Source organism: Pelagibius sp. 7325 (assembly GCF_037652055.1).
In the GTDB taxonomy this organism is placed as follows: domain Bacteria; phylum Pseudomonadota; class Alphaproteobacteria; order Kiloniellales; family Kiloniellaceae; genus Pelagibius.
The window spans coordinates 75051-88965 of the sequence record NZ_JBBKAH010000011.1; the positions used below are offsets into that span (position 1 = coordinate 75051).

The window sequence follows — 13915 nt, forward strand, 5'->3', positions numbered from 1 at the left end:
TAGTACGCTGCCGACCGTTCTGTTGACAGTGTTTTGGGCAGCCGCAGATCCGGTCTGCCGGAATGAAGAGCAGAGTGCCGCAGGGGCCGATGATCGCGGGATGGGCGGCCGCGCGCGGCAAAGCCTTCGCTGGAGAGGCCAACAAAGAAGCCCTGGAGTCTATCGGGAAAACAATCACGCAGGTGGAAGCGACACTCCGCCGGCGCTCCCGCTGCTTCGCTTCCGCGCGCACGCCAGCGAGCTACTTCCGCGGCGCGATGCCCGCCTTGCTGAGCGCCGCCGCCATGGCATTGTCGGGAACCGTGGCGCCCCCACCCTTAGGCTTGTCCGTCATGTGTTGGCGGTCGCGCTGTGACAATGGCCGGTCGCCGGATTTCATGCCCTTGCCCGGTGCGCGCCCGCCGGCCTCGTCGCTGAGGCGCATGGTTAGGGAGATGCGCTTGCGCGTCAAATCGATCTCCACCACCTTGACCTTCACGATGTCGCCGGGCTTCACGACTTCGCGAGGATCCTTCACGAAGCGGTCGGCCAGGGCGGAGACATGCACCAGCCCGTCCTGGTGGACGCCGATGTCGACGAAGGCGCCGAAGTTGGCCACGTTCGTCACCACGCCTTCCAGCAGCATGCCAGGCGTGAGGTCTTTCATTTCCTCGACGCCGTCCTTGAAGGTCGCCGCCTTGAAACCCGGTCGCGGGTCACGGCCGGGTTTTTCCAGCTCTTTCAGGATATCGGCCACTGTCGGCACGCCCACCTGCTCGTCGGCGAATTGCTCGGGTCTGAGGTCGCGCAGCACGCCGGTATCGCCAATCACCGCCCGGATGTCCGACTTCAGGTGAGCGAGGATGCGCCGCACCACGGGATAGCTTTCCGGATGGACGGCCGAAGAATCCAGCGGGTCGTCACCGTCCCGGATACGCAGGAAACCGGCGCATTGCTCAAAGGCTTTGGGACCGAGGCGCGGCACCTTCATCAGATCCCGGCGCGACAGGAACGGACCGTGTTGGTCGCGATGACCGACGACGTTCTCGGCAAGCCCCTCGTTGAGACCCGACACCCGTTCCAGCAGCTTGGCCGAGGCCAGGTTCACATCGACACCGACCGCATTCACACAGTCCTCCACCACGCCGTCGAGCGCCCGGGACAGCTGATGCTGATTGACGTCGTGCTGGTACTGGCCGACGCCGATCGACTTCGGGTCGATCTTGACCAACTCAGCCAGCGGGTCCTGCAGCCGCCGCGCGATCGAGACTGCGCCGCGCAGTGTGACGTCCAGCGACGGCAGTTCCCGGGAGGCGTACTCCGAGGCCGAATAGACCGATGCGCCGGCTTCGGAAACGACGATCTTGATCAGCTTCAGTTGCGGATGCAGGCGGATCAATTCGGTGGCCAGCCGGTCGGTCTCACGCGAGGCCGTGCCGTTGCCGATGGCGATCAGCTCGACATCGTGGCGCGCCGCCAGCGCGACCAGCGTAGCGATGGAGTCGTCCCAACGTCGCCGAGGCTCGTGCGGGAAGATCGTCGCGGTTTCCAGCACCTTGCCGGTGGCGGCAAGCACGGCGACCTTCACACCGGTCCGAAAGCCCGGATCGAGACCGATGGTGGCCCGGCCGCCGGCGGGCGCCGCCATGAGGATGTCCTTCAGGTTCGCGGCGAAGACGCGCACCGCCTCGGTCTCCGCCTGCTGACGCAGCTGCATCATCAGCTCGATGTCGATGTGCACGCGCAGCTTCACGCGCCAGGTCCAGCGCACGACGTCCCGCAGCCAGGCGTCCGCCGGCCGGCCGCTGTCGACGATTCCGAAGCGCGCCGCGATCTGCCTTTCGCAAGGGCCCAGCTGCTTTCCCTGCGGCTCGTCTTCCAGTGTCAGGGCAAGCGACAGCACCTCCTCGTTGCGGCCCCGCAGCATTGCGAGGGCACGGTGCGACGGCACCTTCGCGATCGGCTCCGACGCATCGAAGTAATCGGAAAACTTCGCGCCCACCTCTGCCTTGCCCTCCACCAGCTTGGAGGTGAGGCGGCCGTGACTCCAGACATAGTCGCGCAGTGCACCGACCAGATCGGCGTCCTCGGCAAAGCGTTCCATCAGGATCTGCATGGCGCCGTCCAGCGCGGCCTTTGCGTCGGCAACGCCGTTTTCCGTATTGACGAAGGCCAGCGCCTCCTCTTCCGGAACGCGCAGCGGATCGCTGAGAAGCAGATCGGCAAGAGGTTCCAGCCCTGCCTCGCGGGCGATTTGCGCCTTCGTGCGGCGCTTGGGCTTGAACGGCAGATAGAGATCCTCCAGGCGCGCCTTGGACTCGGCGGCGTCGATCTGCTCGCGCAGCGCCGGCGTCAGCTTGCCTTGCTCATCGATGCTCTTGAGGATCGCACCGCGACGATCTTCCAGCTCGCGCAGGTACTTGAGGCGCTCGTCGAGCGTGCGCAACTGGGTGTCGTCGAGCCCGCCGGTCGCCTCTTTGCGGTAGCGCGCGACGAAGGGCACCGTCGATCCGCCGTCGAACAGGTCGACGGCGGCGGCGACCTGCGCCTCGCGCACATTCAATTCCTGCGCGATACGCGCGGCGATGGAGAGAGTCGGCAATGGAGCACCTTCTCGGCAGCGAAAAGCGGTGGCTCTTCTAGCTTGGGTCCGGCCGGCCGGGCAAGGTCAAAGAAAGCTTGAATTTGCCCGCGTCTCCTATAGCCGCGGCGTAAGAGGACGGACTCCATAGGACCGGCCGGAGCCGTTCAACCCTGGTTCAGGCCCAGTTCCTTCTGCAGCTTCTTCGTGAGGCCCAGAGAAACCAAGCGGTGGGACTCCTGGAAATACTCGCGCAGCGCCTCATCGTCGAGGCCAGGTGCTTCGTAGTGCTGGATCCACTTCATGCCCCGCGAGGCCAGGTAGGGCGCGGGGCGGAGACCCGGCTGATCCTTCAGGATATCGTAGGACAGCGGCGAGACCTTGAAAGTGAAGCGTGGTTGCCCGTCGTCGCCGTCCCAGCCGCCGATAGCGAAGACCTTGCCGCCGACCTTCCAGACGTCGGAGCCGCCCCATTGCACCACATGGCTGGTGGCCGGCAGAGCGGCGCAGAAGGCGTTAAATTCCTCGTATGTCATGCCGCGAAGAATAAGCGGCGCTCCGTCAGAAATAAATCTTGAAGGCGGCGCGCACCGCCGCGTCGATCGCCGGGTCGATGTGGGGCGCCTGCGACTCCGACAGGATGCGCTGTTTTCGGGCAATGGCCTGTTGCAGCAGGTCGGGCTTGCCGGCCTCTTCCCAACCCTTGGGGCTCGTGCGGTCGGCAACCGCTGGATAGATGTACTCGCTCTGCATGAGTCCCAGGGTCTGCGAGTGGCCCAGATAGTGGCCGGGTCCTTCCAGGCAGACCGAGCGCATGGACTCCAGGCTGACGCTGTCCTCGGTCACCTCAATGCCGCGCACGCAGCGCAGCACCTGGCCCAGCAGGTCGTCGCCCAGCACCAGGGATTCCATGCAGAAGCCGAGCAGAGAGGCATGCATGCCAACGGCCTCGTAGACCATGTTGAGACCGCTCAAGCCCGCCATGACGTTGGAGATCGCCTGCTCCCAGCCCGCCTGCATATCCGGCAGCTTGGAATCGGCGATGCCGGCGGCCGCGCCGCCCGGCAGGCCGTAGAACTGATGCATCTGCGCACAGCCGGCGGTGAGCAGCGCCTGCTCGCCGGAGCCGCCGGACATGGCGCCGGTCCTCAAGTCCGAGACGAAGGGCCAGGTGCCGAAGATCGCCGGGTGGCCGGGCGCGATGGCGTTCACGTAGACCACGCCGGCCAGGCATTCGGCCACCGCCTGCACGATGGCGAGCGCGAGCGGCGCCGGCGCGGTGGCACCCGCCTGCCCCGCCGAAAGCAGCAGCATCGGCATGCCGGCGCGGATACACGCCTCCATGGTGATGCAGCTCTCCGTCGCGAACTTCATCGGCGGCACGACGAAGCAGTTGGAATTGGACACGAAGGGCCGCGCGCGCCAGGCTTCTTCGCCGCCGGCGATCATGTGGATAAGGTCAAAGCAGCCAGCGACGTGCGTCGGGTCGGAAAAGCTGGTGCCGACGTGCTTGGCCGTGCCCGAACAACAGGCATAGAGAGTGTTGATGTCCATCTCGTAGTTGTCGGCGATGTCGCGGCAGACCATCGCGCGCTGGAAGAAGTGGACGTTGTCAAGGGCGTGGGTGATGCGCGCGGCGTCGTAAAGGTCCCTAGCCGTCGACTCGCGGTACTCGCGCTTCTCGACATCGACCACGTGGACCGCCGCGCCGGCAGTACCGAAGTGTACGCGCGCACCGGAAAGATCGAGATCATAGCGCGGGTCGCGGCCATGCAGCGTGATGTTGCGCGCGGCAATGGCCAGCATGTCCTCGACCAGGGCGCGCGGGAAACGCAGGCGGCCGTCGTCGCCCTCGATGGCACCGGCCTCGGTCATGATCCGCACGCCGGAAGGCGGCGCGTCGGCGAGCCCGATCTGCTCCAACGCATCGAGGGCGGCCTCGTGGATACGCATGACACCCGCTTCGGTCAGCGGCCTGTACTGGCCGCCGGGCAGTCCCGCCCGCACCGGGCGCAGGTCCTGCGCCAGCGGCGCCGAGCGCAGCGCCTGCCGCGCGGCGCGGCCGCCGGCGCGGCGGCTGGCCCGTCCCTCGTTGGACACTTCCGTGGCACTCATGACTTGAGCCTTTCATTGCGGGGGTCCCACAGCGGGCCCTCCGGCTGCACAATGGCGGCGTAGCGCGCGCCGAAAATCTCGACCTCGAGGGGCGTGCCCGGCTCCGCGAGGTCGCGGCGCGCGACGCCCAAAGCAATGGACTTGCCGATGCGGTGGCCCCAGGCGCCGGAGGTGGTCTCGCCCACCACTTCACCGTCGTGCCACAAGGTCGACATGTAAGGCGCATCAAACCCGTCCGCCTCGACCAGCAGGCTGACGAAGCGCTTCGTCGGCCCCTGCTGGCGTTCCGACAGCAGCGCCGCCTTGCCGATGAAATCCGGCTTGTCCCACTTCACGAAGCGGTCGAGCCCCGCCTGCAGCATCGTGTAGTCGGTGGAGAGATCGCCCTTCCAGGCGCGGTAGCCCTTCTCGATGCGCAGGCTGTTGAGGGCGAACATGCCGAACGGCTTCAGACCGTGCGGCTGGCCCGCCTCGACGATCCCCGCGTGGATCTCCGGCATATCGTCGACGGCAGCATGGATTTCCCAACCCAGTTCGCCGGCAAAGGAGACACGGATGAGCCGCACCGGCTTGTCCGCGATCGCCGTCGTTTGGTGGGTCAGCCAGGGCAAGGCGAGATCGGCGTCGCAGACAGCCGCGAGAATTGCCCGTGAACTCGGGCCGCTGAGAATCAGCGTGTCGTAGGCCTCGGTCTCGTCGACGAGCGAGAGGCCCTTGGGCAGACGCTTTTTCAGCAGTTCGTAGTCGTGTCCCTGGGCGGCAGCGGCGGTAATGAGGGTGAGCCGATCCTCGGCGTGGCGCACCAGCGACATCTCGGTGACGACGCGCCCGGCCTTGTCGGCGAAATAACCCAGGCCGATGCGCCCGGGCTTCGGCACCGCGCCGGTGATCTGCCGCGAGAGCCAGTCCGCAGCGCCGGGCCCTTCGAGATTGAAACGGGAGAAGCCCGGCAGGTCGAGCAGCCCTGCGGCGTCGCGCACGGCGAGGCATTCCTCGTGCACCGCGTCGAACCAGGGCCCCTCGCGGCGGAAGGTCTGGGTGCCTTCCTCGCTGGTGTCGTCGCCCGGCCGCGCGAACCAATTGGCGCGCTCCCAGCCGTTGTAGGCGCCGAACTGCGCGCCTGCCGCCTTCATGCGCTCGTGAAGCGGCGACAGCTTCCTGTCGCGCCCCGCCGGCCAGGCGTGGTGCGGAAAATGAATGGCGTATTCGTGGCCGTAGATCTCCATGCCCTTGGCGACGCAGTAGTCCTGGTCGCAGAAGGCGGTGAAGCGGCGCGGGTCGCAGGACCACATGTCCCACTCGGTCTCGCCCTCGGTCACCCACTCGGCCAGCACCTTGCCGGCGCCGCCGCCCTGGCAGATGCCGAAGGTGAAGACGCAGGCCTCGAAGGCGTTGGGCACGCCGGGCATCGGCCCGATCAGCGGGTTGCCGTCGGGCGCGTAGGGGATCGGCCCGTTGATGATCTTGGAAAGCCCGGCGGTCCCGAGGATCGGCACCCGCGCCATGGCATCGTTCACGTACCATTCCAGGCGGTCGAGATCATCGGGGAACAGCTGGAAGGAGAAATCCTCCGGCATGGGATCGTCGGCGCTGGCCCAGTGCGCCCGGCAGTTGCGCTCGTAGGGGCCGAGGTTCATGCCGTGCTTTTCCTGGCGCAGGTAGTAGGAACTGTCGACGTCGCGCAGCAGCGGCAGTTTGTGGCCGACCTCGGCACTCCAGGCGGCCAGTTCCGGAATGGTGTCGAACAGCAGGTACTGGTGGCTCATCACCATCATCGGCACGTCGCGGCCAAACCATTTGCCGACCTCCCGGGCGTAGTAGCCGGCGGCGTTCACCACGATCTCACAGCGGATCTCGCCCTTGGGCGTCGCGATCACCCATTCGTCCGCGTCGCGTCGCGCACCGGTCGCCGGGCAGAAGCGCAGGATGGTCGCGCCGAGGTCCCGCGCACCCTTGGCCAAAGCCTGCGTGAGCTGTGCCGGGTCGATGTCGCCGTCATAAGGGTCGTAGAGCGCGCCGGTCAGGGCGTGGGTCTCGGCGAAGGGATAGCGCGCGCGAATCTCGTCCGGCGACAGGATATCGAGGTCCATCCCCTGGTAGCGGCCCATGCCGACCACGCGCTTGAACTCCCGCAGGCGCTCGGCGGTGTGGCCGAGGCGCAGCGAACCGGTCACGTGGTAGTTCATCGGGTAGTCGACCGCTTCGGCGAGCCCGCGGTAGAGCGTCGCCGAATAGCGCTGCATGTTCATGATCGACCAGGACGACGAGAAAGTTGGCACGTTGCCCGCCGCGTGCCAGGTCGAGCCCGCCGTCAACTCGTTCTTCTCCAGCAGGACGCAGTCTGTCCAGCCGGCCTTGGCCAGGTGATAGAGCGCGGAGACGCCGACGACCCCACCGCCGATGATCACGACCCGCGCGTGGCCCGGAATCTCAGTCAAACCAACGCCCCCTGCCTCAAAGCCCTAGAGTTTCCAGGAGTATCCGGCGGCTTTGCCGCGGCTTCAATTCGGCGCTTTCAGGTTTATTGATCGGAAAATTCGATTAGATTGGTCGAAATGGCCTGTTAAGGGCGACCCCATGCAGATCGAGCTTCTGGACACCTTCCTCGACCTCGTCGAGACCAACAGTTTCAACCGAACCGCCGAGCGCCTGGGCCTTACCCAGTCGACGGTGTCGAGCCGGGTGAAGGCGCTGGAGACGGCCCTCGGCAAGCCCCTCTTCACCCGCAGCCGGGCAGGCACCCGGCCGACCGCCGCCGGGCTGCGGCTGGTCGACCACGCCCGCGCCATGCGGCGGGAGTGGAACCAAGCGCGCCGCGGGGTGAAGCGCGGCAGCGACTTCACCCAGTCGCTGCGCATCGGCATCCAGAACGACCTCGCCGCCAGCCACATCGGCGACTGGGTGGCGGAGTTCCGCCGGGCGCTGCCGCGGACGGCCTTCTACATCGAGCTGGACTATTCGGCGCAGATGAGCGCCGACGTGCTGGCCGGCGAGTTGGATCTCGCGCTGCTGTTCACCCCCCGGCACATGCCCGATCTGCTCTACGAAACCGTCGGCGAGGTCACCTATCGCCTGATCAGCAGCGAGGCGCCGCGCCGTGCCGACTTGGCGCCGGAGCGCCACATCCGCGCCAACTACTCGCCCGCTTTCGCCAAGGCACAGCAGGAACTGCTGCCGGATTTCCCGGATTCAGCCGTCGCCAGCGGGCAGAACGCGGCGGTCTGCGGCCTCATCGCCGCGCTGGGCGGGTCGGCCTTCGTCCTGGAAGAGTCGGCCCTCGACCTTGCCGCCGCGGGCCAGTTCCACCTCGTCGAAGATGTTCCGCCGATCGCCCAGAGGGTCTACCTCGCCGTCCACCTGCGCCAACGCCACGCCCACGCGCAGAGGAAGCTGCTGGCCATCGTGCGGCAATACTTCTCAAAGCCACGCTAGGCCTCGGCCTCTCGATTCGACGCGAGCCGGCGAGTTCCAACGGGGCCAAGGCCAGGCTACGTCGGGGCGCATTGTCCGGTTGTGCAGACCCGGCCCAGCCGCTAGAACTAATTAAGAATCATTCTCATTCAAGGGCGGCAGAGGTGGCCGGGCCGCCCGGAAATCACGCGCCGGGGGATCACGCAAGGTGGGGCAGAACGAGAGCGCGCTCGCGGCCTTCGCCGCCAACCGGGCGGCGCTGGTGGACTATGCGGCGCGCATCGTGGGCAGCCGGGAAGGCGCCGAGGATGTGGTACAGGAAGCCTGGCTGCGCCTCGACGGGGCCGCGGTGCAGCCGATCGACCACCCCCTCGCCTATCTTTACCGCATCGTGCGCAATCTCGCCTTCGACCTGGCCCGCCGCCGCAGCTTCGAGCGCCAGCACTTCCCCGGCGAGTTCCAGGCCGAAGAGCTCTCCGTGCCGCGCCCGACGCCGGAGGACGAAGCCCTGCACCGCGAGGAACTGGCGATCGTCGTTGAGGCCCTGGCCGAGCTGCCCGCGCGCACCCGCCGCGCCGTCGAGATGCATCGCTTCCAGGGCCTGACGCTGAAGGAGATCGCCGCGGCGCTCGGCATCTCCGTCGCCCTCGCCCACAGCCTGGTCTACGACGGGCTCGATCACTGCCGATCGCGTCTGCGCCGCGGCGCCCGGCTCCGGAATCCCTGATCGGCTGCCGGATCCGGGTTATCTCTGAACTTTGCCGCCGCTCACCCGTCCTATGACAAAAGCCGCCCGCCAACACCGCAAGAGCCCGCATGCCCCTACCCCCCGGCATACCTAGCGACGATCCCGACAAGGCGGCGCTTCACTGGCTGATCGCCCTGGAGGACCGCGAAGGCGGGCCGGAAGCCGACAGCCGGCGCGCGGCCTTCGAGGGCTGGCTCGCGGCCAGCCCGGCGCATCGCGCCGCCTGGGAGGAGGCTCACAAGGTCTGGCACCTGCTGGGCGACGCGGCACCCTCGGACGGCTCGCGGCCGCGCCAAACTACGCGCTCTGCCCGGGCGCGGCATTCCCAGTTGCAGCGTCCCCGGCGGCGGCTCGCCCTTGCCACGGCGGCAGCGGCACTGGCGGCCTGCCTGCTGGCCCTCGTGCTGCCGGTTGTCACGCTGCAGCTCGAAGCCGACGTGGTGACGGCAGTGGGCGAAACCCGCGACATCATCCTGACCGACGGCAGCCGCCTGCACCTCGGCGCCGACAGCGCGGTGACGATCGACTACAGCGCAGCAGCGCGGCGCATCAGCCTGCTGGCCGGCACGATCTTCGTCGAGGTCGAGCCGGATCCGGCGCGCCGTTTCACCGTTGCCGCGGGCAATCTGGAGAGTTCGGCCCTCGGCACCGCCTACGAGGTGCGCCGCCTGGACAGCGGCACCCTGGTCGCGGTCGCCCACGGCAGCGTCGCGGCCGAGGACAGTCCAGCCCGGTTGGCGGAACGTCTGGAGGCCGGCGACTGGCTGCATGTCGCCCGCGACGGCACCACCGCGCGGCGCGGCACCTCGGCGCCGGCCGAAATCGCCGCCTGGCGCGACGGGCGCCTGGCCGTGAAGGACTGGCCGCTTGGCGATGTGGTGGCGGCGCTGCGCCACCACTTCCACGGCGCCATCATCGTCCTGGGGGACCCCGTGGCCGCACAGCGTGTTACCGGCGTCTATGACCTCGCCAATCCCGAGGCGGCCCTGCGCGCCGCCGTCTACCCCGCGGGCGCCCAGGTCCGGGCGGTCACACCCTGGCTGCTGGTCGTCTCACCCAGCTAAGCGCTCCGGCGGAGCCTTCACCGGCCGATTCTTTTTCTGAAACCCCGGCGTCCCCATCCGTCTAGCCATCAGAAAAGCAAATGCGTCGCAATCGCATTTATCTGCAGGCATGCAATCAAAAAGGGGCATGAGATGGGGACCGTTACCACCACAAGGCGCGGCAACGCGGCCTCGGCGTCATTGCTGCGGCGGCTTGCCGCCGGCACGGCGCTGGGCCTGATCTTCGCCGGCGGCCCGGCGGCCGCGGGCCAGGCCGAGATGAACAGCCTGGCCGGGGCCGCACGCGCCGCGGCCGCGCCCGCCGCCCGGAGCAGTCAGATCGCCCAGAGCGACCGGAGCGGCCAGATCGCCCAGAGCGGCGACCTGCGCGCCTTCGACATTTCCGCCCAGCCGCTGGCCGATGCCCTCACCGCCTTCGGCCGCCAGGCCGGCCTGCAGGTGACGCTGGACGCCGGCATCGTCGAAGGACTGGCCGCGCCGGCCTTGGCCGGCACCATGGCGCCGGAAGAAGCGCTGAGACGGCTGCTCAGCGGCAGCGGCATTACCTGGCACTTCCCCGACGACAAGACGGTGGCGTTGGAGAAAGTCGCCGCGGACAACGGCACCGTGGTGCTGGATCCGCTGCAGATCGAGGCGACCGCCCCCGCCCCCGCGACCGCGACCATCGGCACCCTGCCGGAGGTCTACGCCGGCGGGCAGGTGGCGCGCGGCGGCAACGTCGGCGTGCTGGGCAACCAGGACATCATGGACACGCCCTTCAGCATCACCAGCTACACCGAGCAGACCATCCGCACCCAGCAGGCCGAGACGATTGCCGATGTGGTCGAGAACGACCCCGGCGTGCGCAGCGGCTATGGCTTCGGCAATTTCCAGGAGGTTTTCGTCATCCGCGGTTTCCCGCTGAGTGGCGAAGACATCGCGATCGACGGCCTTTACGGCAACGCGCCGCGCGAAATCGTCGCGATGGAGATGTTCGAGCGCGTCGAGGTGTTCAAGGGCGCCAACGCCTTCCTGAACGGTGCCGCACCCGGCAGCTCGGGCGTCGGCGGCGCGATCAATCTGGTACCCAAACGCGCAGGCGACGATCCGCTGACTCGCGTGACCGGCAGCTATGCGCAAGACACCCGCTTTGGCGGCCACGTCGATTTCTCCCGCCGCTTCGGCCGCGACGACATGTTCGGGCTGCGCGTCAACGCGGCGATCCGCGACGGCGAGACGGCGATCGACAATGAGGAGCGCTATACGCACCTAGGCTCCGTCGCCTTCGATTTCCGCGGTGACGATACGCGGGCCACCCTCGATATCGGCAGCCAGCGCCACCGGATCGACCAGGGACGCCCGGTGGTCTTCGTCGAGGCGGCATCCGTGCCCGATGCGCCGGATGCGAGCGATAACTACGCACGCTCCTTCAGCTACAGCGAGATGACCGACACCTTCGTTCAGGCGAAGATCGAGCACGACATCCTGGACAATCTGACGGCTTACGCCGCCGTCGGCCTGCGCTACATGGAAGAGGAAGGCGACTTTTCCTCCGTCACCGTGACCGACAGCGACACCGGCGACGGCACCTCCGGCCGCCTCTACGTGCCGCGCGAGGACACCAACAAGAGCGGCCAGCTCGGCCTGCGTGGCGAGGTCGAGACCGGCCCGGTCCTGCATCGCTTCAACGTCGGCCTCTCCGCCCTGCGCACCACCAACAACAACGCCTACATCTTCGGCGCCGACTCGGCGACCAACCTCTACGATCCGGTCGACGCACCGCTGCCGGCGACACTGTTCGCCGCCGGCGACCTCGGCAACCCGCCGAAGGTGAGCCAAGCGACGTTGCAGAGCGTCTTCGCCTCCGACACTCTGGCCTTCTTCGACGAGCGTGTTCTGCTCACCCTCGGCCTGCGCGGCCAGAAGGTCCTGGTCGACGAGTTCGACCGCACGAGCGGCGACAAGACGGCCGCCTACGACGAGTCCGCCGTCACACCGGTCGTCGGCATCGTGGTGAAGCCGACCCCCGAGCTGTCGCTCTACGCCAACCGCATCGAGGGCCTGGCCCAGGGCCCCTCGGCGCCGGCTGCCGCGGTCAATGCCGGCGAAATTTTCCCGCCCTTCAAGTCGACCCAGTACGAGGTGGGCGCGAAACTGGACCTCGGCGCCTTCGGCGTCGGCCTCGCATTCTACCAGCTCACCCAGCCCAGCGGCATCACCGACCCGGCAACCAACCTGTTCGACGTGGACGGCGAGCAGCGCAACCGCGGCATCGAGCTGACGGTCTTCGGCGAGCCGGTGGAAGGTCTGCGCCTGCTGGGCGGCGCCACGCTGAACGACGCGATCCTGACCGATACCGAGGAAGGCACCAACGACGGCAACGATGCCGTCGGCGTGCCGCGCTACCAGGCCAATCTCGGTGTCGAGTGGGACCTGCCCTTCCTGGACCGCGCCACCGTCTCCGGCCGCGTGGTGCACACCGGCACCCAGTTCCTCGATGAAGCCAACAGCCTGAAGGTGCCGAGCTGGACGCGCTTCGACCTCGGCGCGCGGCTGACGCGCAAGATCGGCAAGCAGGACGTCGCCTTCATCCTGAACGTCGAAAACGTCGCCGACCTCGACTACTGGGCCTCGGCCCAGGGCGGCTACCTGACCCAGGGCCAGCCGCTGACGGCGAAGTTCTCGGTCTCGATGGATTTCTGAGGGCGGCACCATGGGCAGCGGCACCATCAAGGCCTGGGCCTTCGTGCACAAGTGGACGAGCCTGGTCTGCACGGTCTTCATGCTGCTGTTGTGCCTGACCGGGCTGCCGCTGATCTTCCACGACGAGATCGATACGCTCACCGAGGGCGAAGCGGCGCTGCCGGGCGACGGCCATGCCGGTCCGCTACAAAGCCTCGACGACGCCGTCGCCGCGGCCGTCGCCCTCTATCCCGGCGAACAGCCGCTTTACATGAGCTTTGACGAGGACCGTCCGGTGGTGAACGTCACCACCGGTCCGAGCGTCAAGGCGACGCGCGAAGAGATGCACCTGACCGCCATCGACCTGCGCACCGCCGAGGTGGTCGGACCGCTGGTCGAGGAAGGCTTCATGCATGTCATGCTGCGCCTTCACGTGGATCTCTTCGCCGGCCTGCCCGGCGAACTCTTCCTCGGGTCCATGGGCTTCCTGCTGTTCCTCTCCCTCGTCTCCGGCGTGGTTGTCTATGCCCCATTCATGCGCCGCCTCAGCTTCGGCACCCTGCGCGACAGCCGCGGCCCCCGCGCGCGCTGGCTCGACTGGCACAACCTGGTGGGCATCGTCACGCTCATGTGGCTATCGGCGGTCGGGCTCACCGGTGTCATCAACACCCTGAGCACACCGCTGGTCATGATTTGGCGCGCGGACCAGCTGGCCGAGATCACCGCCGGAAGCGGCGCTGGACTGCCGCGTCACTACGTGGGTGTTCAGGCCGCCGTCGACACGGCCCTGACAGCCGCGGCCGGCACACGCCCACAGTTCGTCGCCTTTCCCGGCGTCACGTTCAGCAGCGACGGCGACTATGCGGTCTGGCTGCACGGCGCGACGCCGGCGACCGAGCGGCTGCTGACCCCCGCGTTCGTCGATGCCGAAACCGCCAGCCTCACGGCCATGCGCTCGATGCCGTGGTACATGACGATGCTGAAGCTGTCGCAGCCGCTGCACTTCGGCGATTACGGAGGGCTGCCGCTGAAGCTGCTTTGGGCGCTGCTTGATATCGCCGCCATCGTCATCCTGGGCAGCGGGCTCTACCTCTGGCTGGCCCGCCGCAAGCCGGCAGCGCGCCGCCACGCGGACGGAAACTCACAGCCGGCCCTCTCCCGGTGACCCGGCGCCGCGTCCTGCCGCTGCGGCGCGTGTTCGGCGTGCCGCTGGCCATTGCCTTCGTCACCCTTGCCGGACTGGTGGCCGCCCTGCTGGGCGACGGACTGCTGAACGCGCTGTCGTGGACCGGGCTTACGGTTCCCCTGGCGGTGATCCTCTGGGCCTGGCTGTACCGGCGCCAGTAGGTGGCCCGA

At 67.8% G+C, this 13915-nt stretch carries 10 protein-coding genes; 6 read left to right on the forward strand and 4 right to left on the reverse strand.

Going from position 1 to position 13915, the window contains the following annotated elements; genetic code table 11:
• Positions 1-241 precede the first annotated feature (241 nt).
• The 4 genes from WDC82_RS20370 to WDC82_RS20385 form a co-directional block, all read right to left on the reverse strand.
• A complete protein-coding gene (locus WDC82_RS20370; protein ID WP_340119239.1) occupies positions 242-2581 on the reverse strand; it encodes a Tex family protein in 2340 nt (779 codons plus the stop codon).
• Between the two features lie 146 nt (positions 2582-2727).
• Entirely contained in the window at positions 2728-3096 is a 369-nt protein-coding gene (locus tag WDC82_RS20375; protein ID WP_340119240.1) for an MmcQ/YjbR family DNA-binding protein, read from the reverse strand.
• Positions 3097-3121: 25 nt separating this feature from the next.
• Positions 3122-4675, reverse strand: coding sequence for a trimethylamine methyltransferase family protein (locus WDC82_RS20380; RefSeq protein WP_340119241.1), 1554 nt, complete (start codon positions 4673-4675; stop codon positions 3122-3124).
• Complete coding sequence (locus WDC82_RS20385; protein WP_340119242.1) at positions 4672-7113, reverse strand: FAD-dependent oxidoreductase; 2442 nt, start codon at positions 7111-7113, stop codon at positions 4672-4674. The genes WDC82_RS20380 and WDC82_RS20385 overlap by 4 nt, the downstream gene beginning before the upstream one ends.
• A 139-nt stretch (positions 7114-7252) precedes the next feature.
• Between WDC82_RS20385 and WDC82_RS20390 the strand changes: the two genes are divergently transcribed.
• From WDC82_RS20390 to WDC82_RS20415, 6 genes are all read left to right on the forward strand, one after another.
• A complete protein-coding gene (locus tag WDC82_RS20390) occupies positions 7253-8107 on the forward strand; it encodes a LysR family transcriptional regulator (protein WP_340119243.1) in 855 nt (284 codons plus the stop codon).
• A 187-nt stretch (positions 8108-8294) separates the two neighbouring features.
• On the forward strand, positions 8295-8813 hold the full coding sequence (locus WDC82_RS20395) for a sigma-70 family RNA polymerase sigma factor (RefSeq protein ID WP_340119244.1): 519 nt from the start codon (positions 8295-8297) through the stop codon (positions 8811-8813).
• Between the two features lie 89 nt (positions 8814-8902).
• On the forward strand, positions 8903-9898 hold the full coding sequence (locus WDC82_RS20400) for a FecR domain-containing protein (protein ID WP_340119245.1): 996 nt from the start codon (positions 8903-8905) through the stop codon (positions 9896-9898).
• A 132-nt stretch (positions 9899-10030) separates the two neighbouring features.
• Positions 10031-12580, forward strand: coding sequence for a TonB-dependent receptor (locus tag WDC82_RS20405; RefSeq protein WP_340119246.1), 2550 nt, complete (start codon positions 10031-10033; stop codon positions 12578-12580).
• Between the two features lie 10 nt (positions 12581-12590).
• Complete coding sequence (locus WDC82_RS20410) at positions 12591-13724, forward strand: PepSY domain-containing protein (RefSeq protein ID WP_340119247.1); 1134 nt, start codon at positions 12591-12593, stop codon at positions 13722-13724.
• Positions 13721-13906, forward strand: coding sequence for a hypothetical protein (locus tag WDC82_RS20415; protein WP_340119248.1), 186 nt, complete (start codon positions 13721-13723; stop codon positions 13904-13906). Before WDC82_RS20410 ends, WDC82_RS20415 begins: the two co-directional genes overlap by 4 nt.
• Positions 13907-13915: the final 9 nt, after the last annotated feature.

Excerpts from the sequence above, each read along its gene's own strand:
- WDC82_RS20375 (WP_340119240.1), bottom strand. The coding sequence starts at position 3,096 with ATGACATACGAGGAATTTAACGCCTTCTGCGCCGCTCTGCCGGCCACC.
- WDC82_RS20380 (WP_340119241.1), bottom strand. The coding sequence starts at position 4,675 with ATGAGTGCCACGGAAGTGTCCAACGAGGGACGGGCCAGCCGCCGCGCC.
- WDC82_RS20390 (WP_340119243.1), top strand. The coding sequence starts at position 7,253 with ATGCAGATCGAGCTTCTGGACACCTTCCTCGACCTCGTCGAGACCAAC.
- WDC82_RS20400 (WP_340119245.1), top strand. The coding sequence starts at position 8,903 with ATGCCCCTACCCCCCGGCATACCTAGCGACGATCCCGACAAGGCGGCG.
- WDC82_RS20405 (WP_340119246.1), top strand. The coding sequence starts at position 10,031 with ATGGGGACCGTTACCACCACAAGGCGCGGCAACGCGGCCTCGGCGTCA.
- WDC82_RS20410 (WP_340119247.1), top strand. The coding sequence starts at position 12,591 with ATGGGCAGCGGCACCATCAAGGCCTGGGCCTTCGTGCACAAGTGGACG.